This window comes from Brevibacillus borstelensis (genome assembly GCF_037834415.1).
GTDB lineage: Bacteria > Bacillota > Bacilli > Brevibacillales > Brevibacillaceae > Brevibacillus > Brevibacillus borstelensis_A.
Map to the genome: position 1 here is coordinate 1 of NZ_JAUMSJ010000049.1, position 21,886 is coordinate 21,886.

The following is a 21,886-nucleotide window of genomic DNA, read 5'->3' on the forward strand; positions in this document are numbered from 1 at the left end:
AGAGTTTGTATCCTATAAGCTGAACCGGTCTACAGCGTCATCCATCAGGTCTTGGTTGATCCCGATATACCGAAGCGTGATTTGTGGATGACTGTGATTCAGAATCATCTGAAGAGTGGCAATATCTCGTGTGCGCTGGTAGAAGTGATAACCAAATGTCTTTCGCATCGTATGGCAGCCAATCTCAGTCAGTCCGATTTTCTTCGCTGCTCCGTTGATGATCTGGTACGATCGCACCCGAGTGATTGGCTGTGGCCGTTTGGTTGACGCAAACAGAAAGTCGTCATTCCCTTTTCCCGCGACATACTGGGCGATTTCTTTGCGCAAATCTGCGTTCAGCTTAAATTTCTTGCGTTTCTTTGTCTTCTTCTCATGAATCAGCAGATGACTTTTCCCTTTTACATCCCGCACTTTCAAGGGCAATAGGTCTGAGATACGCAATCCTGTGTTGATACCCATCACGAATAGGAAGTAGTTACGATTAGACTGTTTTTTAAGCAGCTGCTTCATTTCCTCGATCTTCCCGGCGTCACGAATTGGTTCAACGATATTCATGCGATCCTCTCCCCTCTATTTGCGTTTCAAAAGGAGAATCAACCTTCCACTGATGCAGTAGAATTTAACATGAACACATCGGTATACTTGGATATTTTCGCGTAACCACGCGCCTGTTTGATCTGATATTCGGTTTAGTTTGCTCGTTTGATTGTGCTGCCGTTTACCTGATACCTAAGTGGCGGCCCGTATTGCTTAATCACCTTCAAGCGTTCTTCCTCTGACAGCTTGTAGGTTATTACCTCTCCCGGAGGACTACCCTTGAGCTTGTTTCGGTTCAAAATACCTTCGTAGCCTGTAACGAGGTCGTTTCTTTCCATTGCTTCTCCTCCCTTTTTTCCATTCCTGACCGTAGATTCCGCCGTATCTAAGCTTGATGTATCCAAGGTCTGCCTGGTCCATTGCGAGAATAACCACTTCGTTTTGGTGCCGTTTAAGCTCCTTCGCAATGTCTACCAGATGTAAGCCTTGTCGCCAAAGATGCCGGAAGGTTTGCACCTGTTCTTTAGTCCAGATAAAATCGCAGTCTTCACAAGCGATGTAATACATCCGTCGCCTCCTCCATACGGTAAAACCTAATTTCTACCCTTGGGTTATGCTTGTCTACCGTGAAGTCCATATACCTTGGGAGTAGCCACCTGTCGTTTTCGTACACGATCCCTTCCAATGCGTCCCATAGGAGTTTTCCGACGTTCTCAACGTCACGTTTACGTTTGGTAGGCCAATAGATCATTACCTCAGCCACCAGCTTCTCTTCTGTGCTCGTTTTCCATCCCTGGGTGGCAATTACCCTAGCTGCTATCGCCTGAACGTTCTGACGCCATTTCTGACCGTCTGCCGTGGTGATTCTTCGGTTGATGGCTACATTTCGGTATACATGGTTGATGGACGGAGGATTTCCTGGAATAACGATTCGTAATTCATTCATGGTTCCATCATTCCTCCAGTACTCCTACGGCCTGCCATTCATCCGTGCCATTCGGCTTACCGATTTTCACGCATTTCTTTCCCAGAAACGCTTCGATCTGAATGAGCTTCCCATTGGCATCAGCTTCAACCGAGACGACTTTGTCAGCCAATCGCTCAATCTTCTGCACGTGCGGCCCATAAGAACTGTAGGCAAACCAGCGGCCCTCTGATCTGTCATAGCGCAATATAGTTTCCTGATCATCGCGTTGATAGCTCATCTTCCCTCTCCCTTTCTTGCTTTTTAATGGTCAATCAAATCGCTGATCCCGCATCCATAAACAACTGCCAACCGACCAGCTGACTTTGGTGTGAGTGGAAATTTCCCTCTTTCCATCCCCCGTAAATACTTCGCGCTGTACCCAGTAACCTCAGCTGCTTCATGCACCGTTTCAAATCCCGCCTTTAATCTGGCCGCAATTAGCTTCTGTCTTTCTTTGTTCTCAATGTCGTCGATGGTCATTTGCTCCAGCTCATATTCGCATTCCCCGCAAAAGTAGATGTTTCTGCGTCTCCGTCTCATCTCATGAGAGCAAACCGGACAAATGAGCATTGTCTTCACCCCCCATTTGCGTTATCCACTTGCTCAGCCGCATTGTCATTGCGCCAACTCAACCCACTCAAATCATGCGTTGGCGCTACGAGGTATTCGCCATGCCCTTGCAATAATACAAACTCTTCTGGTAATACCGTGCTTCTGGCGAATCCGATTGCGGTATATTGTTTTCCGAGATAATCAACCTGCAAATTAATCACCTTCCACCAACCGATAGTTCAATTCAAATGGATTTCCTTCAACTTCGACCGTGTAATCTTTGCACATCTGCACCAAACGCGACCCGATACCCTCATCCAATTTGACGATTTTCTCAAATGACCATTCGGACGAAATCATGATGGGCTTTTTCTCCAGATACCGATAGTTCACAATCCCGAACAGTTGCTCGAGTTGAAAGGGTGTAGGTCCTCCGCGCCCTTGTTCGTCCATTGGTCTACCTTTGAACAAGTCGTCTATGAATAGCAGGTCACATTCTTTCAGCATGTTCACACGCTTATTCAGCAAGTCGAAATCGTCTTTGATCTCATTCCATCCTTCTACCCATGGGAAGTATATAACCGGAATGTTTTGATGCATCAGGTTGTTACAAACGGCCATGAGTAGATGCGTTTTTCCAACGCCAGGATTACCCAGGAACGCAATGGAATTCCGCCGTTCTTTGCGTATCTCCTTAAATTTAAGGGCGTAATCTCTGGCTACTTGGAACAGTTCCTTCACGATGTCTGGACGACCATTTAAAGAGAAGTTTTTAAACCCTTTCTCTTTAAAATCCTCAGTGATCTTACTGGCTGCCAATGTGCGCTTTTGCAAATAGCAAGTGCACCATTCCCAACTCTCGCACTTTATTTGTCTTGTTTCAGTAATCCATTCGCCATCGACTAGCTTTGTAAAGTCTTTGTCCTCATACCATGTTCGTAATACCCCCTGCGCTCCATTGCATTTAGAACAAACCGTCTGATTCAACTGGGGCGATGTCTCGTTTTTTGGTTGGGACTTTGAAGCCATCAAACGGGCTTGTTGTTCCGCCCTTGCTTTGATGCCCTCCAGCATTTTGTCTAACCCCTGCAAATGGTTTCCCTCCCTTTGCAGCTTTTTGAAGGTCCTCAAGGTAACGCTTGGACACCCACCGATTGATAGCTTGGTAATCTGAATCGTACTGCTTCCCCGTCCTGGTCTTGTAATCATTCAGTAGCCAAACAATTCGTTCGTATCCTTCTTGACCATATTTTTTGATCAACGTATCGATTTGCTTTTGCGTTAGCAAAACCGAATCGAGCAGCCTAATCTTTTCTTCTTTATCCTTAATAACATTCATATCCTTATTTACATTCTTATTATTGTTTCGTTGCTGTTTCGTTGCTGTTTCGTCACTGTTTCGTTGTTGTTTCGGTATAACAGATTCGTAGTGATCAAAACCTTGATACACCGCGTAATTCACGACCGTAAATAGTGTTCCAAGTTCGACTGTTTCAATTTTTATTCGATTCTGTTTTACTAAGCTGTCGATTGCTCTTTTTATCGTTGCTGTTGAGTAGGATTTCACGGCCCGATTCTCCATATACTCCAGGTCTTTTTGAAGATTTCGAATCGACCGTAACCACTGCCCGCGCTGCAAGAGGATGTCCCCGACTCTCACCCCTTCCTCAGAAAATACGGCATTCCCGTAGATGAGGAAGAACAGGCGGAACTCAACAACGTTTGTCCAAATCGGGTTAGAGAATATCTCCCTACTGGTTAAAAAAGCTCCTCCCATTACCCCACTTCCTACCTAAATTGCTGTTTCGTTGCTGTTTCAAGTTAGCGATTAGGTGGTGCCGTGAACGTTGATGTATCAATGCTTCAAGGTGTTTCGTTATTGTTTCAAGTTAGCTACACCTCATCTTGTCTTCTGTAAATCGACTGCAGACCGCTCATTTCAGCCTGGATTGCTCTTGAGGATTCCACAGTTGCTTTGAACAACGCCTCAGCCAGATCCCGTTCAAACTTCAAATTGGCTACATTGCCTCGCGCCACATCGTTGATGAGAGTTGCGGGCATGTTTTCCGCCCGCAGCTTCATCATTTCTTGGCTCAATGCCAGTCGGTAAGTGCGTTCCTTCTCGGCGTATGCTATCGCTTGTTTGCGCAATTCTGCAGGTAGCTTGTCCAGTCGTTGAGAGACGCGGCGAATGTCTTCGACTATCTTAACGAGATCCATGATGCCTCCTTGTGGATGGTGTTGTTGGGTTGATCATTTATTACCCATCCACTAATTCAAGTTGACATTCTTCCCACTGGAGATAGGGGTGTAGATCTATGTGAAGTATGATGGGGTTTTCGTGAGGAACTTCTCCATCCTCGATGTTTTGTGCAAATTCCTCCAAAAGCTCTGCTTGTTCACGCAAATATCGAGCAAATGCCGACTTTTTCATGATCTTTCTCATTTTTAATCGCCTCCCTTACCTAAACGCATTCATACTGGATACAGATTTTTCAAATACATCCCAATCCGTTCCCTTGTTTCCTTGCTGCTATGCGCCAATTCATGGCATCTGACACATAGCATGACTAGATTGTCTTCTGTTCCTTTGCCGAGTTGCGATCGGTATACATGATGATGGCATTGTAGGGTGTCTCCACGCCCGCATAGGATGCATTGTCCATTGTCCCGATCAAACACCCTAGTGTAAGTTTTCGGCTTGATTCTGCCGCGTTCTCGACGCTTAGGAGTGCGCCGCTTATAGGAAGGTTTCGGAGCTGCCTTAACTTCTTCGAACATAGTTAACCAACTCCCCGAAAGAAATCATCATACGTTTTGACAAGATCCCAACGATCAACGTAGGCGTTCCACTTGCTTTCCTGCCCTACACAAAGGGTTACAACGTTAAGGACATGACTTGGGATAATGAAAATCCTCTCGAAATGATCCTCTTCATCCAGCGCCATCAATACATATAGATCACAGGTTTGTTTGACCTTGCGAATTGCAAATGTGTGTACCCTTGACTCGCCGCGTAACATATGAGGTTTAGCAACTTTGACATCTACCTTTAGATGCCCATTTACAAGTAAGTCGTAAGGGTATTTGGTACTCATACGTTCCGCTTGATAACCTCGCTGTTCCAGCAGATCCTTTACCACCGCTTCATAAGATTGTCCGGTTCTTGTATCGCATGATTTAAGGAGAATTCCCAATTCTTCAGCCCACCCCGAGTATCGTTTGGTCTTGGAAATTTTGCAGTGAAGATCATTTCTGCCTATTGATACAAGCTCTTGAGCAGTTGGCATCCGATCGATTAGTAGAATTCTCATGCACTCAAGAATTTCATCTTTTACACGTTCTTCAGACCAGATGCGTCCATAACCCGAGTTTTTCATCGTTCATCACCTCAAAATGGGAGCATGTCATCCGAAATATTAATCGGTGTACCAGGATTCGCGAACGGATCACCAAACGAGTCAGCGTTTTTACTTGCAGCCCCTTCGTCACCTGTTCTGCCGCCAATAAATTCAACCTTTTCAGCCACTACCTCAGTGACGTATACTTTCTTGCCTTCTTTGTTGTCGTAAGAGCGCGTCTGGATGCGGCCCTCAATGGCTGCTTGTCTGCCTTTGTGGAGATAGGTAGCGCATAGATCGGCTGTCTTTTGCCATGCCACGATGCCGATAAAGTCAGCTTGATTCTCTCCGTTAACTCGCTTGTTTACCGCGATTGTGAAGGTGCAAACAGCCACTCCATTGGGGGTATACCGTAATTCCGGATCTTTGGTCAGGTTGCCAATGAGGATCACTTTATTCATCTAAGCCACTCCCGTTTCCTTGAGCCTCTTTGTGAGGATTGCGTCAATCTGTTCATCTGTAAGCCCTGTTGCTTTCTGCTGCTTGTACCAATCGTCAAAGCCATCCAACGAGCCTTTCCCCATTTGATATTTGGCTTTGAGCGTCGCCTCTTTTGGGGCCGAAACATTTGGCGCTGGTTTTTGGCCTGATCGCTGCTCATTGTTTCGCTGATCAACACCTTCGTCTGCTTCCGGGTCATCTCCGGTCGGGATCATAAAGACTTTCATCAGAGCGTATTTCTGAGCGCCTGTAACCGCCTTATAAGTGGCTTTGTCTCCAGGGTCCTGCCCTTCCCCCGTCATGTTGAATGTAATCTCTTCTCCGCTATCCCCATCGATGAACTTGAATTCCATGTTTGCAGTCACAATGTACTCCCGATTCCCTTTGTTCGTGGTGTGTTCACGAATCGAATGTGAAGTCATGTTCGGAATCATGATGACGTTCTGCTCGGCTAAAATCTCACGAACTTTTTCAGCGACATCTGCTTCCGTAGCATACTTATACTGATGAAACTTGTTGTACCCGCGCTTTTGGATGTACTTGACTTCTTGCATGACTTTAGCCAATTTTTTGACTAAGGTTCGCTGTTCGCTCATTCCACAACCTCCACTTTCAACGCTTCTGGCTGCTCTGAAACGGTGATTCCCTCGATGAACAGACCGGTTTCTGTATCCAGCACCCTCCCATCTTCCAGAACCTTCACAGACGCCTTTAGAGCCTTCTTATCCAACTCTTTTTTCACTCGGACAAACTTATCTAGCCCAGCCGTTTCTACCGATTCCAGGGCCTTCTGTTCGTCGTAGGTCCATTTTGGCTGCTGCTTTCGGAAACCGACTTTCCCGTAAGGCGTGGATGCCTTCCATTTCGGATCAGCTGCTCGTTGCGATCTTGCGTATTCTTCGATCAGCGCGGTAAAGAACTGTTTGTGCCCCTCAATATCCTGTGTCATCTTTTCTTCCCACGCCTTAATCCGTTCGTACTCCTTTTTCGCCAATGCTTCATTCTCTTTGCGTTTAGCCTCGAGAGCGGCAAGTTTACGAAGCGCCCAGTTAAGGGAGTCCAAACTTTCTATACGAAAGCGCTGCTTTACTTCAGCTTCAGGTAACTGAAAAACCAGATCACGCAATTCATCAAGTTCCATTTGCTCCAGTGCGTTCATAATCATTCCTCCTATAACGCGAATATGTTTTCTGCTTCTTCTTGCAAGCAGTCGAAGCATATGAAATTGTCAGTTGGTTCGAACGCTGGACGAGTATATCTCTTCCTCTCAAACACAATCGTCACAGGCAAAGTAATCAACTGTTTGTATATGTCTTCTTCTTCGCAACAGCAGCAAACTCTCATTTACTAGACCCCTCCAATTCAGCGATTTCCGTCAACCGGTATTCAATTTCATTATTCAGATCATGCATCCGTACTTCAGCGTCTACAGATTTATTGCGGTAATATATCGACTCGTCTGCATAGCGATGCCATTCAGACCTTGCTTCATCGCGCAGGGCCGTGAGGTTGTCCACTTCTTTTCGCAGATCATCTATTCGTGCGCTTATCGGTTTCATGGTTGACCTCCGATAGCTTTTTATTTATACTGGCTTTGGTGTATTTTGAGCGCTGTTTTTAGGCGCTTTTTTCTTTTCTATGGATGGTTTCCGATAGTTCTCTGGTTGTTTGTCGATAAATGTTGTATGCTCTCAAGTTCCCTGCTGTCCTGGCCTCGACCATCCTTTGTTGGTAAAACCGCAACAGCCTACGAAGTAGATAGGTTTCCATTCGTTTCCCTCCCTTCCAAAGCTTTTCTAGCTCGTTCCTCAAGCCATTTGGCTTCTGCCTTCTCGTATTCTCTCCGGTGCCATTCCAGCCATTCTTCACGTTCTTTGACTCGGCCTCGACATTTGAAACAGATTGCAAATCCAAGGACGGTCATGTTTCCGTATGTTACTTTTATTGTTTTTGATCTGCTGCTAATAAATCCGCAGTCCAAGCACTCGTACTGTTTTGGAATTTTCATCTCTTTACCACCTTTGACAAATCGCTGTTTTTGCCCCCTGAAAGTTCGTTAAATTACACGCCCATATTGGTCAAGATTGGTGATTTCATAATATTTGAAGCACACCGCGCAGAACGCCTTATCATCAGGATGCCCCCACATTGCATTGATTTGTTTCGACCAACTGTATGTTCCATTGCAACCCGGGCAGGACCAGATGTAGGCTCCGGTTGTTGGACCATTGGATAGATGCACTTTCTCTTCGCGTTTACTCATTTCCATCATCACTCCCCTCAGTTGTTCGTCGCACGTCGGCTGCGCAGAAAATTGAAGATTTCAACATCTTGCTCAAGTACAGAACGCATAAGCTTCTCTACCTGTGGTGCTAGTTCTGGTGCCGTCATCTTCACTTCATGTACGTATGTCACTAGCGCCCCTTTTAATTCGTCAGCTGCGCTTACGTACCGTGGGTAACGGTTGATGCTCATGGTTTCGCCTCCTTTCAACAAATTTTGTAGGATTTTCCAACCTTCTGTCGAATTGTTAGTGCTATGTTCTACACTCTTTAGAAGGGAGGTTGTGAGTATGCATACAAAGGCCGTAATTCAATGCATGACATGCGGTTACGAATATTCCGTTTTTGGCGAAGCTCCTCTACGTGATGAAAAATCGTTGGATTGTCCGAGCTGCCTTACCGAAATGGACCATCAAATGAAGTCGAAAGTAATCGCTGTTATGGGCCAACTAGATGATTTGAATCGGGATTTTCAGAGATACGCAATGGAGAGTAAAGAGCCGATTTTTCAAGTCTCTGTTGGTTTTGTTCCAGATCGGACAAAAATTGATTCACTGTAAACCGTAACCACAATAGCTCAACCACAATCCCGAATATCCCGGGGGTACAATGCTTGGGCAAATGCGCCATCATTTGCTCAAGCGCAACCTCAACGTTTTCTTTTCCTCCGAAACGAGAGGCAATCTCTATGACTTTGCGGTCAATGTTCTTCTGGATTACCTCCAAGGTTTTGCTTGGCACGATTTATTCAACTCCTTCTCCCCTTGTTTTAAAGAGCCTTAATGTCCTGTATGCTTCGTCTATATCAAGTCTAGGCTCACCATCGTAGAGCATTCCAGTCATGCTGAGCACTTCGATCAGTCTGGCAGCAGATTGCAGGTTTTCCTCATCAATAAGTCCGCGATTAGTAATCATACGTTGTACTTCGTCGCACACTTTCACGAATGTTTCTTGCGCTTTTGCACGAACTGTTTTTTCCATTTCACATTCCCCTTTCAACTAACAAATGTAAGCTGCCGGTTTGCTTCCTCTACCTCTCGCAAAAGCTTTCCTTGAGGTGCCCACTTTTTGAGGTATTCTTTTGCCTTTTCGCAATCTTTGACCGGAGTGTCTTTGTAGGACCCTACATTGAAGTAATCCTTATAGTCACTCCAGATGGAACTAAACAGCTTGTCCCGTAGTGGCTTGTTTTGATATGCCGGAGCGTCTTTTCCACCGACCAGCTGGAGGATTTGTGCTTTTGCTGTTCGTTGAAGTGCCAGCTGCTGGCCGTAGTCGATAGTCATGTTGGTTTCGAGCTTCTCGACGCGGGTTTCGATTTCTTGTGTCTTTTTATCCAGGAAGAAGATTGCTTTGACTTCTGGGCTCAATCCGAGATGTTGCTGCTCCATCTCTTCAAATTTGGTGACGTATGCAGCCGTGAAGAGAACGCCTTTTTCGCCTGTTAGTTTGTTGGCTACCATGTCGCAGCCTTTGCGTGTGAGGAGATAGCATTTGAGAGTTCTGCCGGTGCTGTCTTGATACGTGCTTTCGATGAAGAAGTCACTGAGGGAGAAATTTCCCTTAGTAAGATATTCTGAATAGTTCCGGATACTTTTCATCAGATCGTTATGCGGCCTGTCTATCAACTCGGCTACTTCTCTACTGTCCACCAGCAACCGCCCGTTTTGTTGAATGATTTGCAACTGACTCATTCTTTCATCTCCTTTTTGTAGGACTTTATCCCTCTCTGTCGAATATTGGAAGTTGTCCGAACTAACAATTTTCGAAGAAGGGAGGGTTTAGGTTATGACTGTTGGAAAAAGTAGAAGCAGTTTGGAATCAGTCATCCGAAGCGAGATCAATCGTCTATCGAGAAATTTAAGCCACGATGACATCCGGGCAATATCAATAGCTGTTGCCGAAGCAATTCACAAAAATAATAGCGAACTAGAAAGAGAAATCAGGCGATTACGAACTGAACTACACTCGAAGTAAAAGACTGATGTAATTCTCCAACTGCTGATGAAGCATGATGTATTCTTCAATGCTGAGGTCGTTGGAGTCTTTTTTCAGACGATCCTGAATTGATATTACTTGTTCCTCAACGGTTTTTTTAATATCCATCCCTACTCACCTCCTCTCATGCTTGTCCACCAAAGCGACTCCTAAGCGATGTTCTTTTCCAACAACAACCGGAATGTCTCCTTCCCTTTTGGAGTGATCAGTGTCTGAACATCTGCTTTTCCGTTTCGCTCCCACTCTTTCAGATTGAACAACTCCGGGACATACTGAGCATATGGCTTGATCTTTCCTTTTTGGTCGCGATATACATAACCTTTTTCAATCAACCAGGAGATAAATTCACGTTCCTTAACCTTTAACTCCTTGGCGGTGTCTCGGAAGTTTGTTAGGAGATTCCGATCAACCAGCGCATCGAAATAGTCTGCCTTGGGTTGCATCACCGCGATCTGCTCGTTTTGCTTCCGAACCAGCGATAGTGTTGCCCGAAACGTCGTTTTTGTTTGTTCATCCGCGTGAGGTAAGTATGTCTGGATAAACAAGTCGTCATTATTGATATAACCGCCTGTTCTACGAATAGTCGGGAGTACTTGATCAAATATCCAGACCTCAAACTGTTCTGCCTTTTTGCGGATCTCTTCATTCCGACTTTGATCAGAAGCCTTTACGATAAGGCGGTAAACGTCTCCTTCGGGAATCACTTTTGTTTCCTGTTCTCCGCCGTTCGTAAGGATACGGTAATTTACCGCCCCCTTGCAGTGAGTCGAAACAGCTTCATAAGGTCTTGCGTACTGAAGGGATTTCGCAATATCGTTGCCTACAAAATAAGGTTTGTCGTTGATTTCGACCATTCGGACATCTCCGAACATTGGATGATTGAAAATTTGTGGGTTGTTCAACCTTTCATCCCCTCTCTGCTTGTCCACTGCAGCAGCTCTAAGAGCCGCTTGCTTTGCTTAAACATTTTTCTGGGTCCTTTTCAGCTATTCTCTTTTTCGCAAGCTCAATAAGCTCGGGTATAAAGAAACTAAGGAACCTTTTGGTTTGTTCCTCGTTTAATTTGATCGCTTTTACGGACGCCATTTTTATCCCCTCCTTCTAACAATGTATGTAGCGAATCAAAGTGGACGACCCTATTATCAAGCCGTAATTTTTTTCCGGTCCAAAAATCCGTGAAACTCGGATTCTTTTCCGAAAAAAATAAACTCGAAAGGGACTCTGTAGATGCCAAGTAGTTCAATCATCAAGTCCTGCGGAATGCTTGTCGAATCAGATTCATACTTACTAATGGTGTCAACGCATTTACCTGTACGCTTCGCCACATCCTTAATGGTTAATCCTCGGTTGACTCGAGCTGCTCTAAGCGTCATTTTGAAGTTCATCGAGCGAATCACCACCTTTCTTATCCCTATCATAATCCGGGTTTCCCGGACTGTCAACCGAGTTTTTCGGATTTTTTGTTTACAAAAGTTTTGTTTATCCGTTATAATCGGATTAATATCAATAAGAAACGGAGAGTTAACATGTCTAGACGTAGAATTACCGATGTTGAAAAGAAAATAATGCAGGACATTGCTTACAACTTGAAATCCATCCTCGTGAGAAAAGGATTGACTCAAAAAGACCTTAGCGAGATGACCGGACTGTCTACGAGTGCAATCTCTGATTACATCAATGCTAAAACATTAATGGCTCCAAACATCATTCAAATTGTTGCTGAATCCTTAGAGGTACCTGCTGGAAGTATTTCGCCATCCCTAAAACCTGTCGATATTTCGAACTACGAACCTCAAATGGTTAAATTGCCAATCGTAGGGAGAATTTCATGCGGTACAGGAGCCTTGGCATTCGAAAATGTAGAAGGTTATGAGGATACTCCAAAGGCGTGGCTTAACGGCGGCGAACATTTTTATCTTCGTGCAAAGGGAGATAGTATGATTAATGCCCGTATACACGATGGAGACTTGCTTTTGATTCGCAAACAACCAGAAGTTGAAAACGGAGAAATTGCAGCTATACTCATCGATGAAGAAGCCGTCTTGAAGCGTGTATATAAAAATGGCGACTCGATGGTTCTACAATCCGAAAATCCAACTTACCCACCGATTGTGTGTTCCCAAAAAAATGTGGAGATTCTTGGCAAACTAAAGAAGATCGTCATAAGTTTATAGAGGTGATACAATTTATGCGTTGCGTTATTTATCGTCGAGTATCAACTGACATGCAGGCAGAAGAGGGGTTTTCTTTAGAAGCACAAAGGGTCCGTTTGGAATCGTATGCATCCTCTCAAGGCTGGACTATTGTTGATGATTATTGTGACGATGGTTTTTCAGCGAAAAATATTGATCGTCCTGAAATGCATAGGTTAGTGGATGATATTCACGCGAAGAAATTTGATGTTGTTCTGGTGTATAGGTTGGATCGTTTTGTCAGATCTGTAACTGATCTTCACGACCTCCTTCAACTAATGGACAAGCATGACGTTAAATTTAAGTCTGCCACAGAGATATTTGACACCACATCTGCGACAGGACGACTTTTTATTACTCTCATTGCAACCCTAGCACAATGGGAGCGCGAGACAATCGCCGAGCGAGTTCACATGGCTATGACCAAGAAAGCTGAACAAGGGATGCGAAACGGCGGAGTAGCCCCCTACGGCTATGACTTAATTGAAGGTAAACTAGTCGTGAACGACCAAGAAGCGAAATGGGTGCGCTATATATTTAATCGTTATTTAAACGTTGGATCACAGTCACTTGCTAAAGATTTGAATAGCAAAGGCTTAAAAACTAAAAAAGGGGATAATTGGAGCGATTTTTCTATCCGGTATATTCTGCGTAACCCCATTTATACAGGACTTATCAGGTGGAACTACGAAACCACATCAAATGGAATTAGAAAACGTACCGGCAAAGAGATCGTCCAGGAATATGAGCAAGATGGGTTTGAAGCGTTGGTTGATAGGGAGCAGTTTGAATTAGTTCAACAAACCCTTCAACGCAGAAGCGTAATTGCATTTCGTTCTGACAACGCTTATCCGTTTAGCTCTGTAGCAAAATGCAAAAAATGTGGGTATAGTTTTTCTGGATCATTCAAAAAACTAAAAAGCGGAAAAATACATCGTTTTTATAAATGTAGAGGTAAATTTAATTTCGGAGTCTGTGATGTACAAGCAATATCTGAAGACGTTATTGAAAATGCCTTCTTGCAACTCCTGGTATTGTCCGAAACAGATATTGAAGTTAATAATCCTGAAGAGATAATGACAATTGAAGATGTACAACGCCAACAAGCACACCTTAGAAGAAAAAGGGAACGAGCTGAGGAGTTATATCTTGAAGGAGACATCACAAAGGAGAGGTATAATAAATTACTTGAGGATATTCGCAAAGAGGAATCATCTTTAGTAGCGATGTCTTCCGAAAGCATCTCTGCTGACGCTTTAGAAATGACCAAACAAATGTTAAAAGGAATAAAAAACGAATGGTCTTCGCTTTCATATGAGGCGAAAAAAAGTGCTGTACACTCACTCTTTAAAAGTATCACTTTAGACTTGATCGAACCAGCTGTACCACCCAAAAAAAAGGCGAAAATACAGATTTCCGATTACGAATTGTTATAAATTTAAGGTGTACTTACGGTATGTTCGGTTCTTCCTGCATCGGGCAGCCGTCCAGAGCGTAAAGCGCGCCCTCATCCGTTCGGGAATACTCCTCCAGACCCTTTTTGAGCATCGTTACGATCGTCGATTTTCCCCCGCTGACCGGGCCCATTAATAACAGAATCCGCTTACGTACGTCCAGTCGTCTGGCGGCGGAATGAAAATACTCCTCCACCAATCGTTCAATAGCGCGGTCCAGACCAAAGATCTCCCGGCTGAAAAAACGATAGGAACGGCTGCCATCCTCGTTTTCCTCTACGCCGGCGCCTTTGATCATATTATAGACACGCGAGTGAGCAGTCTGGGCAATCTGCGGATTTTTACGAACGAGTTCCAAATATTCGGCAAATGTGCCTTTCCACATCATTTTTTCTTCTCGGGCCCGGTGCTCTGCGATGCGCTTTAAAATGTCCATGCTCGTCTCTCCTCCCTCTTAAGCCCTCTCTCTTCGCGAACGACCATGTACTTTCATGTATATGTCCGCCAGCGGCCACGCATTCACATCGAAGTTGTTCTCAAGTGAAGACATTGCACGTATGCTGCCTTTTCCTATCTGTATGCGCGAAGACCCCACATGTTTCAGTGAACTTCAAGATCGGAAGCTCGATTTGGCATGACCTGTTCTACTCTGTCGCTTCAAACCCGATGAGCTGTTTTAGCGGCAACGGCTCCCGTTTTACTTGGGATCTTCCCTACCGGAACTTCCCTCCTCCAGAATCACTAGCGCCTCCTCTTTCCCTGTTCATAATTTCCCATAAGATTCAGATAATTTTTGCTTCCTCTGCGGCAAATCGAGTGAAAAAATTCATGAGAATGACAGAAAGCGCTCTCCTTATTTCCCTTGCAAACAGGGAAGGCTAGGTTATAATGGGAGTAGTTTGGTAACGAAAGGAGCAGTCCAACATGGGTACGTTTATCGTAGGATTGGTCTTTGCCGCTTTTCTGTTTTTCATACTGACGGCAGGATATAACGAAGACAAAACCTGGAATTTGTAAGGCCAAGCCGGTTCTCGGCTTTCCTTTTCACACCGCTCCCAGGAAAAAAACAGGCTGCCTTTGATGGGCATCCTGTTTTTTTGATAGGACAAGTCTGACTCGCCTCAAGCTTTTTATCGAAGCCTTCTTTTGCTTTCATACCAGCAGCCATGAGGTTTTTTTCGCAAAAAAAGAGCCATCGCCAGACGATGACTCAATTCCCCAAGATCCACTTCGAGGGCAACTACACCCGATTTTGTTGTTTTGCTTGTTGTTTTGCTTGTTGTTTTGCTTGTTGTTTTGCTTCTTTTTTCGCCTGCTTTTCCGCTTGCTTCTCAGCCTTTTTTTCAGCCTTGCTAGCGGCCTTATTTTCAGCAATTTTGGTTCGGATTGCTTCCTTCAGCTCTTTTGCCGTTTTACCTGTTGTATCAATTCCCAGTTGATCCGCCTTTTCCTGAAGCTTGGCGACATGCTCGGCCTGCTTTGCTTGACGCTGCTGTTTGCTTTCGGCTTTTTTGGCCTGGATCGCCTGTTTGATTTCCTTCACAGTCTGGTCAGCGGACGTTTCCACCCCCGCTTTTTCGGCTTTTTCCACAAGCTTTGCCAGCTGCTGCTCATGTTTTTCCGCTTGCTTGGCCTTGACAGCTGCCTTCACTTCTTTTGCTGTCTTTCCATCAACCTCAACGCCCCACTTCTCGGCTTTTTCCTTAAGGTTGGCCATTTTCTCGCCATGAACCTCTGCACGCTTCGCTTTGTAGGCTTCCTTTATTTGCTCTGCCGTCAAATTCGTCGTGTCAATGCCCCATTTTTCGGCGAGCGCCTTGATCTTCTCAAGTTTCTGCTGACTCACCTCAGCCTTTGCCTGCTTCTCGGCTTTTGCAGGTTTGTCCGCTTTTGCATGGACTGCCGTGTCGACGGATGGCACTTCCGCTGCATTAACAACGGATACGCCTCCTAAAAGCAGGCTCAATGACAAAATGGAAGTCATACATTTTTTCATTTAAATCCTCTCCTTCACTCTTGCCATCCCCAGATTTCCTGGTACAAAAAATAGAGTAGCCAAGAAGTATGTGAAAATGATGGGATAACAGTGAAAGATTGTGGACTACAGCATGGCGGACTATACTGTCAAATGCGCAAAAAGAGCAGGCACCTCGTGCCTGCTCAGCAATTGATTCTATGAGGGGGGAACCAGCCCCTCCGATTTTTGTATTTATTTGGCAAACAGGCCTGTCCGATCTGTGATCGCCGTGTAAAGCTCCTCCAGCGTTCCTTGTTGATCGACCGGATATTGCGGCTCTCCACGGTCTTCCAGCCAATTCGTGACAAGAAATGTCTTCATCCCGACTTTGCTCGCGACCATATCTTCCTGCATGTGATTGCCGACCATCACACATTCTGCAGGCTCCACTCCCAGCTTGCTGCAGATTTCCTGGAAGTAGCCCGGATTCGGCTTGGTAAAATGGGATTCCTCGTAGACCGTCACCAGTTCGAAATCGTCAGGTGACAATTCAATCCAGGCCAGACGGCTGTGAATGGCGTCACGGGGAAAAACCGGATTTGTCGCCACTGCCACGCGGTATCCTTGCTGTTTGGCCGCTTCAATAATTTTTTTCGCCCAAGGGGACGGATGCGTCAGATGCGAGAGCGACGGAAACACTTCCTGATAAAACTTGTCAAACAGCGGCCACAGCTCTTCCTTTGGCCACGGACTGTGCTCTGTAAAGTATTCGATAAAGACTTGCTCATTCGTTTTTTCGGGGTCCTGATTCATGATCATCCTCTTGGTCGCTTCCCAGATGACACCGATCAGCGCCTGACTGTCGTAGCTATCCCCCATATACTTTCCCAACTCTTGCAGATAGCCTTTTACGAACGGATCCGTTCTCATTTCCAGCAGCGTTCCATCGAGGTCAAATAGGATCGTTGTAACGTTCATGTACGTTCTCTCCCTTGTCGGATGATTGGCAGATTTCGGCTCACCATGCTTATTTGAGTCCAGGGAAACCCAGTTGTCTAAGCCCCTCAAACAGTACAATGGCGGCGCAGTTGGACAAATTTACGGAACGGGTGGCGCCGCTCATCGGAATGCGGATCGTCTGTTCCCGGTACCGGTCTGTCAATTCCTCCGGAAGACCGGTCGTTTCTTTGCCCAAAATGATATAATCGCCATCGCGAAACGAAATCTCGGTGTACAGCTTCTCTCCCCACGTTTCTACAAAGTAAAACGTGCCTGCGTTTTCTCCCTGCATCTGGACGAAGCGGTCAAAGTCATCATAGTGATGAACCTGCACCGCGTGCCAGTAATCCAGACCCGCTCGCTTCAGATAGCGGTCATCGGTGGAAAAGCCAAGTGGATGGATCAAGTGCAGATGGGCCCCCGTCGCAGCGCAGGAACGGGCAATATTTCCCGTATTTGCAGGAATGAGCGGCTCATGAAGAACGATGTGTAACGGCATGTTTAAAAATCTCCTTGGTTACCGGACTATCAAACATCCTCTATTATACATAAACAGACATAAGGAAAGCCACCGTTTGCCTGTTTTCCAGTACACCCACGTCACTCTTTGACGACCCGTCATCCTGCAAATCCGCCCCTTTCAGCCATCCTGTTTTGTCCCCTCTCGAACCAGTGCGTTTCCCTTCGCAAGCTCAACGAAAAGTCTGCCGCTTTTAAGCCGCCGCTTCCTGTAACAAAACACAGGTGATCTGCATCCAAAAAGAAATATGTATCGCACTGAAAGGAAGTGGCCTTGCAATGAGTCGGTTTCGTGTCCTTGCCTTTGCTGTCAGCCTGCTTCTCCTTTTTGCTGTTTTTTGGATCAAGTGGCCGCAGTTTTCCTTTTTTCCTACACCGGAAGCACTGAGCATGCTCTCCGGATATGTGGCTTTCCTGTTGATTGGCCTTACTTTGCTGCTCGGACCGATAAAGCAGTGGCTGCCTCGCCTTGCCCCCCAGCTGCTGTTGCTGCGGAGGGACTTGGGGATTTTAGGCGGCGGTTGTGCGCTGATCCACGTCGCATTGGTCCTGTTTATTTTCGAAAAGGGGCCCCGGCTGCATTTCCTGCAAAGCGATATGACAGCGAAAGGGTGGCTAGGCCTTTTCTTCCTCGATGACGGCATGTACGGCGGGGGACTATTTCCCAATCTTACTTTTACCGGCCTGTCGAACTATATGGGACTGATCGCTTTTCTCATCCTGTTTACTCTCTGGATCACGTCTTCCCGCTACGCCGAAAAGCTGCTTGGCGGCGCAAGCTGGAAGCGTATCCACATGAGCAATTTGCTCGTATTCGTCCTGGTCGTGTTTCACGCACTCATCTATATCAATTCGATCAAAGGTGAGCCCCATACCCCGGGCGATTTCTTGTGGATCGCTGCTGTCGTTGTGGCCATTCGTCTCATCGCCTTTGTAAAAACCGTCGTCTCGCGCCGGGCGAAATGATCAGGGCCTCTCTGTACGAGAGGCACTGCTTCGTTTCGTTGTCTTTATCCTTTACGTTCCACGGATGCGGAAGAAAGCGTAGCGGATTTGCGGTGTATAGGCCGTCGAATCGCGGTAGTCCCAGTAGCGCAGCCGGCTGTTCGTCGTATTTGCATTGACCAAAGGCATGTTGTTCGCGTCTTTTGCCACAACGATCGTATTGTGCTGATACCGTCCGTCTCCGTCAAAGTCGTAGCAGATGATGTCTCCCGGCTCCAGCTGATCGACAGAAGGGATGGCCACCGCTCGCATCGGCGGTCCACCAGACTTCAACAACAAATATAAGCTGTGCGCCACCGACCAGCTATAGCTCCAGCTTGCACCTTTTCCGCTGCCGCGCATCCACCAGCCCTTTCCCATTTCCCGCGAAAAAAGCATGGGGATTCCGCCGGCATGCAAGCATTGCGAGATAAAGTTGGTACAGTTATCCGTAAAGAGCGGGTAGGCGGGATTGGCAGAATCCCAATATCGCTCGGCATAGGCAATGGCCCGCTCCGTATCGTATCCGCCTGCCCCATGTACGATGAGTGTCGGAAGCGGATTCCCCTCTGCTTCGGCGAGTGTTATCGTCTCCTCTTCCGTCTCGTCAGGCAAGGCACCGTCACCGTTGGATTCCTCGACATTCTCAACACACCATCCCGCGTCGGTTCGAGTCAAAGTGACACGCAAAATTTTCCGGACTTCCTCTACCCCGGTCTCTCCCTTCAAGTTGTACCAACGCTGCACCTTCCAGGCCATACAAAGCTGGACTTCCCTGCCCTTTTCCATCCAGAAGAGGGGGATGGCACGCCCGCGCACAGCTGTTGTAAGCGCCCCTCTCTCCTGAAGCTGCTCTTCCCAACGTTGCCACTGTCTCCAGATAAGCGATTCACGTTCTTTTCCTTCTTTCCAGAACGGCCATATACGTTCATATCCCTGATCAACTTCATAGCGGTGAACGTCATCCAAATAGTCCTTGAGGAACTGCTGCCATTCTTCTTGATTTGCAGCTCCTGCTGAATCGTGCCGGTCCGCCAATACGCTTCCTCCCCTCTTCCATGCATGTCCTGTCAGGCACCTTATTCTCACGCTTCCCATGCTGTTAAAATATGAGCTGACGCATAAGTTCAGAAGGAAAATATATCCAACAGAAACGTATCGCCGGGGCGACTTTAGTCAAGACTGACGCAACCGGGTCAAGTGCTGTCGCTTGCTTCTCTTCTCGATAAAGATGCTTGCATAACACAAAAAAAGCTGTCCGACTAACGGATAGCTGGATAGCTCTTAACGATTCAACCGACAGCTTTTGCCGATTCAGCGGACAGCTTTTGCCTTGATTCAACTGATAGCTTTTCTCCGTCACAATGAGGCTGCTGGCTTTCCCACTCCTTCCAACGCCAATAAATGCTCTTTAATGGATAACCCTCCGCCGTACCCGACAAGCGCTCCATTTGAACCAATCACCCGATGGCAAGGCACAACGATCGGGATCGGATTGCGGTTATTCGCGCCGCCAATAGCCCGCACGGCTTTTGCCTGACCGATGGCCAAGGCGATTTCTTTGTACGATTTTGTTTCCCCGTATCCGATCCGCGTAAGCTCATTCCAAACAGCCTTTTGGAAAGGGGTGCCGTACAGAACAATCGGAATGTCAAACCGGGTCCGCTTGCCCGCGAAATACTCCTCCAGCTCGGTTTGCGCAGCCTGATTCAAAGCCGCGTTTTTCTCCAGGGTCGCTCCGAGAAAGGTTTTGCGGGCCCATCGCTGCAATATAGGCAGCGCGTGCTCCTCGTCCCCAAATTCAATATAGCACAGCCCTTCATCCGTAGAAGCCAATAACAACGGTCCGATCGGCGAGTCCATGGTGGTGTAACCTATCGTTTGTCCCACTAATGCATTCCTCCCTAGCCGTTTTTTCTTCTCCCGCAAACGTGTGCTAACCGATCCCTTTATCCTCGCTTTTTTCCCGGGAAACTGTCCCCTTCCGCGAAGAACTGGCCTGTTGCAGCAACGAGATTCCTTTCCGTACCTCGGCAATGACCTCTTCCGATTGCTCCTGTTCCAGAGCCTTGTAAAGGGCCTCCACTGCTTCCTGACCGCCAATTTTGCCCAAAGCCCATGCTGCGGTCCCTCTGATCACTTCCCGCGGATCGCTTTGCATTAATCGAATCAGGTCTGGTACAGCAGATCGATCTCGAAAGTGCGCCAAGGCGAGAATGGCATTCCTCTGGATTGGCTTTTTCCCTCTCCAGGAAGAAGAAGACAGGCCATACTTCTGCTTGAACTCCTTGTTGCTCATCTGCAGGAGGGGCAGCAGCAACGGTTTTGCCAGCTCCGGGTCGGGCTGAAATTCAGGATGGTGCTGAAAATGCAAGCCTCGGTTCTTGGGACATACTGTCTGGCAAGTATCGCAGCCATACAGTCGATTACCGATCTTGCTTCTGTACTGATCCGGGATGAACCCCTTTACCTGCGTCAAAAAAGCAACGCATTTTTTTGAATCCAGCTGTCCTCCCTGAACCAGCGCCCCGGTCGGACAAGCCTCCACACAAATATTACAGTCGCCGCAGCCTTCTTCTACCGGAGTATCCGGTGGCAAGGGGAGATTGGTCAGAAGCTCGCCGAGATAAACCCAGGAACCGAATTCCGGAGTGATGAGCGCACAATTTTTCCCTACCCAGCCTAAGCCGGCTCTTTCCGCCACTGCCCGATCCGAAAGCGCTCCGGTATCGACCATGGACTCAATCTGTGCATGCGGCTCCAGCTGCCGAATAAAGTCAGCAAGCTTGTCCAGCTTCTCCCTGAGGACATGGTGGTAGTCTGTCCCCCAGGCAGCCCGGCACATAATGCCCCGATACGCCCCTGGCTCGGACTTTGGCGGATTGGTCAGCTTGGACGGATAAGCCAGTGCGATCGAGATTAGGGAGCGAGCGCCTTCCAGAATGAGAGAAGGCTCGGTCCGTTTTTCCAAATCCGGCTCCTCAAAGCCTGATTCATAGCCTTTTTCCCGATGCTCTACAAGGCGCTGCTTCAATGTCAGAAAGGGATCAGCGCTGGCAAACCCGATCTTGTCTATCCCAATTTCCTTGGCAAAACGGATGATCGCTTGCTTCGTGTCTTCCCAGTAGCGGCGGTCGCTCACAGCTTCTTGATCGCTCCCGTCGCCAGTTCATCGCATCGGTTGTTCCATTCATTGTCAGCATGCCCTTTTACCTTGACATACTGGACCGTATGGATCTCCATCAGACGCAGCAATTCCTTCCATAAATCTTGATTTTCGACTGGCTGGTTTTTGCTGTTTTTCCACCCGTTTCGCAGCCATCCCTTGTACCATCCCTGTTGAAAGCAATTCACCAGATAGGCGCTATCGCTATAGAGAGTGACCTTGCAGGGTTCCTTGAGGACAGACAGAGCTTCGATCGCAGCCTTCAGCTCCATCCGGTTGTTGGTCGTCCCCTGCTCGGCACCGGACATCTCTTTTTTATGTTCACCATACATCAGCACGGCTCCCCAGCCTCCCGGGCCGGGATTGCCGGAACATGCTCCGTCGGTATAAATCGTAACTTCACGCATCGTCGGGGAATCCCTCCTGTCTTCTTCTTA

General features: G+C 46.9%; 35 protein-coding genes and 1 pseudogene. 3 read left to right on the top strand and 33 right to left on the bottom strand.

All coding sequences use genetic code 11. The annotated features are described in order from the left end of the window. Nucleotides 1-12: 12 nt before the first annotated feature. From Q3F21_RS24650 to Q3F21_RS24765, 25 genes are all read right to left on the bottom strand, one after another. Nucleotides 13-555, bottom strand: a complete 543-nt coding sequence (locus Q3F21_RS24650) for a site-specific integrase (protein ID WP_340258849.1) — start codon at nt 553-555, stop codon at nt 13-15. 134 nt (nt 556-689) lie between these two features. Then, complete coding sequence (locus Q3F21_RS24655) at nt 690-875, bottom strand: hypothetical protein (protein WP_340258851.1); 186 nt, start codon at nt 873-875, stop codon at nt 690-692. A 209-nt stretch (nt 876-1,084) separates the two neighbouring features. Then, nucleotides 1,085-1,483 (bottom strand): RusA family crossover junction endodeoxyribonuclease, encoded by a 399-nt coding sequence (locus Q3F21_RS24660; RefSeq protein WP_340258853.1) that lies wholly within the window; start codon nt 1,481-1,483, stop codon nt 1,085-1,087. 7 nt (nt 1,484-1,490) lie between these two features. After that, a complete protein-coding gene (locus Q3F21_RS24665; protein WP_340258855.1) occupies nt 1,491-1,742 on the bottom strand; it encodes a hypothetical protein in 252 nt (83 codons plus the stop codon). Nucleotides 1,743-1,765: 23 nt separating this feature from the next. Continuing rightward, nucleotides 1,766-1,984: a helix-turn-helix domain-containing protein gene (locus Q3F21_RS24670; RefSeq protein ID WP_340258857.1), complete on the bottom strand. Its 219-nt coding sequence runs from the start codon at nt 1,982-1,984 to the stop codon at nt 1,766-1,768. A 285-nt stretch (nt 1,985-2,269) separates the two neighbouring features. Further along, entirely contained in the window at nt 2,270-3,130 is an 861-nt protein-coding gene (locus Q3F21_RS24675) for a DnaA ATPase domain-containing protein (RefSeq protein WP_340258859.1), read from the bottom strand. Beyond that, complete coding sequence (locus tag Q3F21_RS24680) at nt 3,021-3,833, bottom strand: hypothetical protein (protein WP_340258861.1); 813 nt, start codon at nt 3,831-3,833, stop codon at nt 3,021-3,023. Before Q3F21_RS24680 ends, Q3F21_RS24675 begins: the two co-directional genes overlap by 110 nt. 116 nt (nt 3,834-3,949) lie before the next feature. Then, nucleotides 3,950-4,276 (bottom strand): hypothetical protein, encoded by a 327-nt coding sequence (locus Q3F21_RS24685; RefSeq protein WP_340258863.1) that lies wholly within the window; start codon nt 4,274-4,276, stop codon nt 3,950-3,952. 40 nt (nt 4,277-4,316) lie between these two features. Further along, complete coding sequence (locus Q3F21_RS24690) at nt 4,317-4,502, bottom strand: hypothetical protein (protein WP_340258865.1); 186 nt, start codon at nt 4,500-4,502, stop codon at nt 4,317-4,319. Nucleotides 4,503-4,531: 29 nt separating this feature from the next. Beyond that, nucleotides 4,532-4,837, bottom strand: coding sequence for an HNH endonuclease (locus Q3F21_RS27545; RefSeq protein WP_425341301.1), 306 nt, complete (start codon nt 4,835-4,837; stop codon nt 4,532-4,534). 2 nt (nt 4,838-4,839) lie between these two features. Then, on the bottom strand, nt 4,840-5,436 hold the full coding sequence (locus Q3F21_RS24695) for a hypothetical protein (protein WP_340258867.1): 597 nt from the start codon (nt 5,434-5,436) through the stop codon (nt 4,840-4,842). Nucleotides 5,437-5,447: 11 nt separating this feature from the next. After that, nucleotides 5,448-5,858, bottom strand: a complete 411-nt coding sequence (locus tag Q3F21_RS24700) for a single-stranded DNA-binding protein (RefSeq protein ID WP_340258869.1) — start codon at nt 5,856-5,858, stop codon at nt 5,448-5,450. Next, complete coding sequence (locus tag Q3F21_RS24705; RefSeq protein WP_340258871.1) at nt 5,859-6,494, bottom strand: ERF family protein; 636 nt, start codon at nt 6,492-6,494, stop codon at nt 5,859-5,861. Further along, nucleotides 6,491-7,057: a host-nuclease inhibitor Gam family protein gene (locus Q3F21_RS24710; protein WP_340258873.1), complete on the bottom strand. Its 567-nt coding sequence runs from the start codon at nt 7,055-7,057 to the stop codon at nt 6,491-6,493. Before Q3F21_RS24710 ends, Q3F21_RS24705 begins: the two co-directional genes overlap by 4 nt. 181 nt (nt 7,058-7,238) lie before the next feature. Next, the gene (locus Q3F21_RS24715; RefSeq protein ID WP_340258875.1) at nt 7,239-7,457 is read right to left on the bottom strand and encodes a hypothetical protein; all 219 of its coding nucleotides are present in this window, start codon (nt 7,455-7,457) and stop codon (nt 7,239-7,241) included. Between the two features lie 188 nt (nt 7,458-7,645). Continuing rightward, on the bottom strand, nt 7,646-7,906 hold the full coding sequence (locus Q3F21_RS24720; protein ID WP_340258877.1) for a hypothetical protein: 261 nt from the start codon (nt 7,904-7,906) through the stop codon (nt 7,646-7,648). 48 nt (nt 7,907-7,954) lie between these two features. Beyond that, on the bottom strand, nt 7,955-8,161 hold the full coding sequence (locus Q3F21_RS24725) for a hypothetical protein (protein WP_340258878.1): 207 nt from the start codon (nt 8,159-8,161) through the stop codon (nt 7,955-7,957). Between the two features lie 17 nt (nt 8,162-8,178). Further along, on the bottom strand, nt 8,179-8,373 hold the full coding sequence (locus Q3F21_RS24730; protein ID WP_340258880.1) for a hypothetical protein: 195 nt from the start codon (nt 8,371-8,373) through the stop codon (nt 8,179-8,181). A gap of 245 nt (nt 8,374-8,618) precedes the next feature. Beyond that, nucleotides 8,619-8,921, bottom strand: a complete 303-nt coding sequence (locus Q3F21_RS24735; RefSeq protein ID WP_340258882.1) for a hypothetical protein — start codon at nt 8,919-8,921, stop codon at nt 8,619-8,621. Between the two features lie 3 nt (nt 8,922-8,924). Next, entirely contained in the window at nt 8,925-9,161 is a 237-nt protein-coding gene (locus tag Q3F21_RS24740) for a hypothetical protein (protein ID WP_340258884.1), read from the bottom strand. A 14-nt stretch (nt 9,162-9,175) separates the two neighbouring features. Further along, on the bottom strand, nt 9,176-9,874 hold the full coding sequence (locus tag Q3F21_RS24745; protein WP_340258886.1) for a Rha family transcriptional regulator: 699 nt from the start codon (nt 9,872-9,874) through the stop codon (nt 9,176-9,178). Between the two features lie 268 nt (nt 9,875-10,142). Continuing rightward, nucleotides 10,143-10,286, bottom strand: coding sequence for a hypothetical protein (locus Q3F21_RS24750; protein WP_340258887.1), 144 nt, complete (start codon nt 10,284-10,286; stop codon nt 10,143-10,145). A gap of 41 nt (nt 10,287-10,327) precedes the next feature. Beyond that, a complete protein-coding gene (locus Q3F21_RS24755; protein WP_340258889.1) occupies nt 10,328-11,080 on the bottom strand; it encodes a phage antirepressor KilAC domain-containing protein in 753 nt (250 codons plus the stop codon). 37 nt (nt 11,081-11,117) lie between these two features. Then, the gene (locus tag Q3F21_RS24760) at nt 11,118-11,264 is read right to left on the bottom strand and encodes a hypothetical protein (protein ID WP_340258890.1); all 147 of its coding nucleotides are present in this window, start codon (nt 11,262-11,264) and stop codon (nt 11,118-11,120) included. A 56-nt stretch (nt 11,265-11,320) separates the two neighbouring features. Next, nucleotides 11,321-11,563: a helix-turn-helix domain-containing protein gene (locus tag Q3F21_RS24765; protein WP_340258891.1), complete on the bottom strand. Its 243-nt coding sequence runs from the start codon at nt 11,561-11,563 to the stop codon at nt 11,321-11,323. Between the two features lie 141 nt (nt 11,564-11,704). Here Q3F21_RS24765 and lexA point away from each other — a divergent pair, with 141 nt between their 5' ends. Both lexA and Q3F21_RS24775 read left to right on the top strand, forming a co-directional pair. Next, entirely contained in the window at nt 11,705-12,352 is a 648-nt protein-coding gene (gene lexA / locus Q3F21_RS24770; protein WP_340258892.1) for a transcriptional repressor LexA, read from the top strand. A gap of 14 nt (nt 12,353-12,366) precedes the next feature. Continuing rightward, nucleotides 12,367-13,806, top strand: a complete 1,440-nt coding sequence (locus tag Q3F21_RS24775; RefSeq protein ID WP_340258893.1) for a recombinase family protein — start codon at nt 12,367-12,369, stop codon at nt 13,804-13,806. Nucleotides 13,807-13,831: 25 nt separating this feature from the next. On the opposite strand, the pseudogene Q3F21_RS24780 reads toward Q3F21_RS24775, so the two are convergent. From Q3F21_RS24780 to trmL, 4 genes and pseudogenes are all read right to left on the bottom strand, one after another. Further along, a pseudogene (locus Q3F21_RS24780) lies at nt 13,832-14,260 on the bottom strand (protein prkA); the annotation flags it as partial. A gap of 804 nt (nt 14,261-15,064) precedes the next feature. Beyond that, nucleotides 15,065-15,820, bottom strand: a complete 756-nt coding sequence (locus Q3F21_RS24785; RefSeq protein ID WP_340258894.1) for a hypothetical protein — start codon at nt 15,818-15,820, stop codon at nt 15,065-15,067. A gap of 213 nt (nt 15,821-16,033) precedes the next feature. Further along, nucleotides 16,034-16,759: an HAD-IA family hydrolase gene (locus Q3F21_RS24790; protein ID WP_340258895.1), complete on the bottom strand. Its 726-nt coding sequence runs from the start codon at nt 16,757-16,759 to the stop codon at nt 16,034-16,036. Between the two features lie 49 nt (nt 16,760-16,808). Continuing rightward, nucleotides 16,809-17,279, bottom strand: a complete 471-nt coding sequence (gene trmL, locus Q3F21_RS24795) for a tRNA (uridine(34)/cytosine(34)/5-carboxymethylaminomethyluridine(34)-2'-O)-methyltransferase TrmL (RefSeq protein WP_340258897.1) — start codon at nt 17,277-17,279, stop codon at nt 16,809-16,811. Nucleotides 17,280-17,578: 299 nt separating this feature from the next. On the opposite strand from trmL, the gene Q3F21_RS24800 reads away from it, so the two are divergent. Beyond that, nucleotides 17,579-18,265, top strand: coding sequence for a ferric reductase-like transmembrane domain-containing protein (locus Q3F21_RS24800; RefSeq protein ID WP_340258899.1), 687 nt, complete (start codon nt 17,579-17,581; stop codon nt 18,263-18,265). 51 nt (nt 18,266-18,316) lie between these two features. Here Q3F21_RS24800 and Q3F21_RS24805 read toward each other — a convergent pair whose 3' ends face one another. From Q3F21_RS24805 to rnhA, 4 genes are all read right to left on the bottom strand, one after another. Next, nucleotides 18,317-19,321, bottom strand: coding sequence for an amidase domain-containing protein (locus Q3F21_RS24805; RefSeq protein ID WP_340258901.1), 1,005 nt, complete (start codon nt 19,319-19,321; stop codon nt 18,317-18,319). 321 nt (nt 19,322-19,642) lie between these two features. After that, the gene (locus Q3F21_RS24810) at nt 19,643-20,173 is read right to left on the bottom strand and encodes a methylated-DNA--[protein]-cysteine S-methyltransferase (protein WP_340258903.1); all 531 of its coding nucleotides are present in this window, start codon (nt 20,171-20,173) and stop codon (nt 19,643-19,645) included. 46 nt (nt 20,174-20,219) lie between these two features. Then, on the bottom strand, nt 20,220-21,425 hold the full coding sequence (gene queG / locus Q3F21_RS24815) for a tRNA epoxyqueuosine(34) reductase QueG (protein WP_340258905.1): 1,206 nt from the start codon (nt 21,423-21,425) through the stop codon (nt 20,220-20,222). Continuing rightward, nucleotides 21,422-21,856 (bottom strand): ribonuclease HI, encoded by a 435-nt coding sequence (rnhA, locus tag Q3F21_RS24820; protein WP_003392226.1) that lies wholly within the window; start codon nt 21,854-21,856, stop codon nt 21,422-21,424. Before rnhA ends, queG begins: the two co-directional genes overlap by 4 nt. Nucleotides 21,857-21,886 lie beyond the last annotated feature (30 nt).

What these genes read in the sequence shown, in the direction of transcription:
- Q3F21_RS24695 (WP_340258867.1), bottom strand. Translation starts at nt 5,436, where the DNA reads ATGAAAAACTCGGGTTATGGACGCATCTGGTCTGAAGAACGTGTAAAA.
- Q3F21_RS24800 (WP_340258899.1), top strand. Translation starts at nt 17,579, where the DNA reads ATGAGTCGGTTTCGTGTCCTTGCCTTTGCTGTCAGCCTGCTTCTCCTT.
- trmL (WP_340258897.1), bottom strand. Translation starts at nt 17,279, where the DNA reads ATGCCGTTACACATCGTTCTTCATGAGCCGCTCATTCCTGCAAATACG.
- lexA (WP_340258892.1), top strand. Translation starts at nt 11,705, where the DNA reads ATGTCTAGACGTAGAATTACCGATGTTGAAAAGAAAATAATGCAGGAC.
- Q3F21_RS24705 (WP_340258871.1), bottom strand. Translation starts at nt 6,494, where the DNA reads ATGAGCGAACAGCGAACCTTAGTCAAAAAATTGGCTAAAGTCATGCAA.
- Q3F21_RS24690 (WP_340258865.1), bottom strand. Translation starts at nt 4,502, where the DNA reads ATGAGAAAGATCATGAAAAAGTCGGCATTTGCTCGATATTTGCGTGAA.
- Q3F21_RS24675 (WP_340258859.1), bottom strand. Translation starts at nt 3,130, where the DNA reads ATGCTGGAGGGCATCAAAGCAAGGGCGGAACAACAAGCCCGTTTGATG.
- Q3F21_RS24650 (WP_340258849.1), bottom strand. Translation starts at nt 555, where the DNA reads ATGAATATCGTTGAACCAATTCGTGACGCCGGGAAGATCGAGGAAATG.
- Q3F21_RS24670 (WP_340258857.1), bottom strand. Translation starts at nt 1,984, where the DNA reads ATGACCATCGACGACATTGAGAACAAAGAAAGACAGAAGCTAATTGCG.
- Q3F21_RS24745 (WP_340258886.1), bottom strand. Translation starts at nt 9,874, where the DNA reads ATGAGTCAGTTGCAAATCATTCAACAAAACGGGCGGTTGCTGGTGGAC.
- Q3F21_RS24725 (WP_340258878.1), bottom strand. Translation starts at nt 8,161, where the DNA reads ATGAGTAAACGCGAAGAGAAAGTGCATCTATCCAATGGTCCAACAACC.
- Q3F21_RS24710 (WP_340258873.1), bottom strand. Translation starts at nt 7,057, where the DNA reads ATGAACGCACTGGAGCAAATGGAACTTGATGAATTGCGTGATCTGGTT.
- Q3F21_RS24750 (WP_340258887.1), bottom strand. Translation starts at nt 10,286, where the DNA reads ATGGATATTAAAAAAACCGTTGAGGAACAAGTAATATCAATTCAGGAT.
- Q3F21_RS24775 (WP_340258893.1), top strand. Translation starts at nt 12,367, where the DNA reads ATGCGTTGCGTTATTTATCGTCGAGTATCAACTGACATGCAGGCAGAA.
- Q3F21_RS24715 (WP_340258875.1), bottom strand. Translation starts at nt 7,457, where the DNA reads ATGAAACCGATAAGCGCACGAATAGATGATCTGCGAAAAGAAGTGGAC.
- Q3F21_RS24660 (WP_340258853.1), bottom strand. Translation starts at nt 1,483, where the DNA reads ATGAATGAATTACGAATCGTTATTCCAGGAAATCCTCCGTCCATCAAC.
- Q3F21_RS24765 (WP_340258891.1), bottom strand. Translation starts at nt 11,563, where the DNA reads ATGAACTTCAAAATGACGCTTAGAGCAGCTCGAGTCAACCGAGGATTA.
- Q3F21_RS24740 (WP_340258884.1), bottom strand. Translation starts at nt 9,161, where the DNA reads ATGGAAAAAACAGTTCGTGCAAAAGCGCAAGAAACATTCGTGAAAGTG.
- Q3F21_RS24790 (WP_340258895.1), bottom strand. Translation starts at nt 16,759, where the DNA reads ATGAACGTTACAACGATCCTATTTGACCTCGATGGAACGCTGCTGGAA.
- Q3F21_RS24720 (WP_340258877.1), bottom strand. Translation starts at nt 7,906, where the DNA reads ATGAAAATTCCAAAACAGTACGAGTGCTTGGACTGCGGATTTATTAGC.
- Q3F21_RS24685 (WP_340258863.1), bottom strand. Translation starts at nt 4,276, where the DNA reads ATGGATCTCGTTAAGATAGTCGAAGACATTCGCCGCGTCTCTCAACGA.
- Q3F21_RS24665 (WP_340258855.1), bottom strand. Translation starts at nt 1,742, where the DNA reads ATGAGCTATCAACGCGATGATCAGGAAACTATATTGCGCTATGACAGA.
- Q3F21_RS24785 (WP_340258894.1), bottom strand. Translation starts at nt 15,820, where the DNA reads ATGAAAAAATGTATGACTTCCATTTTGTCATTGAGCCTGCTTTTAGGA.
- Q3F21_RS27545 (WP_425341301.1), bottom strand. Translation starts at nt 4,837, where the DNA reads ATGTTCGAAGAAGTTAAGGCAGCTCCGAAACCTTCCTATAAGCGGCGC.
- Q3F21_RS24730 (WP_340258880.1), bottom strand. Translation starts at nt 8,373, where the DNA reads ATGAGCATCAACCGTTACCCACGGTACGTAAGCGCAGCTGACGAATTA.
- rnhA (WP_003392226.1), bottom strand. Translation starts at nt 21,856, where the DNA reads ATGCGTGAAGTTACGATTTATACCGACGGAGCATGTTCCGGCAATCCC.
- Q3F21_RS24700 (WP_340258869.1), bottom strand. Translation starts at nt 5,858, where the DNA reads ATGAATAAAGTGATCCTCATTGGCAACCTGACCAAAGATCCGGAATTA.
- Q3F21_RS24655 (WP_340258851.1), bottom strand. Translation starts at nt 875, where the DNA reads ATGGAAAGAAACGACCTCGTTACAGGCTACGAAGGTATTTTGAACCGA.
- Q3F21_RS24680 (WP_340258861.1), bottom strand. Translation starts at nt 3,833, where the DNA reads ATGGGAGGAGCTTTTTTAACCAGTAGGGAGATATTCTCTAACCCGATT.
- Q3F21_RS24760 (WP_340258890.1), bottom strand. Translation starts at nt 11,264, where the DNA reads ATGGCGTCCGTAAAAGCGATCAAATTAAACGAGGAACAAACCAAAAGG.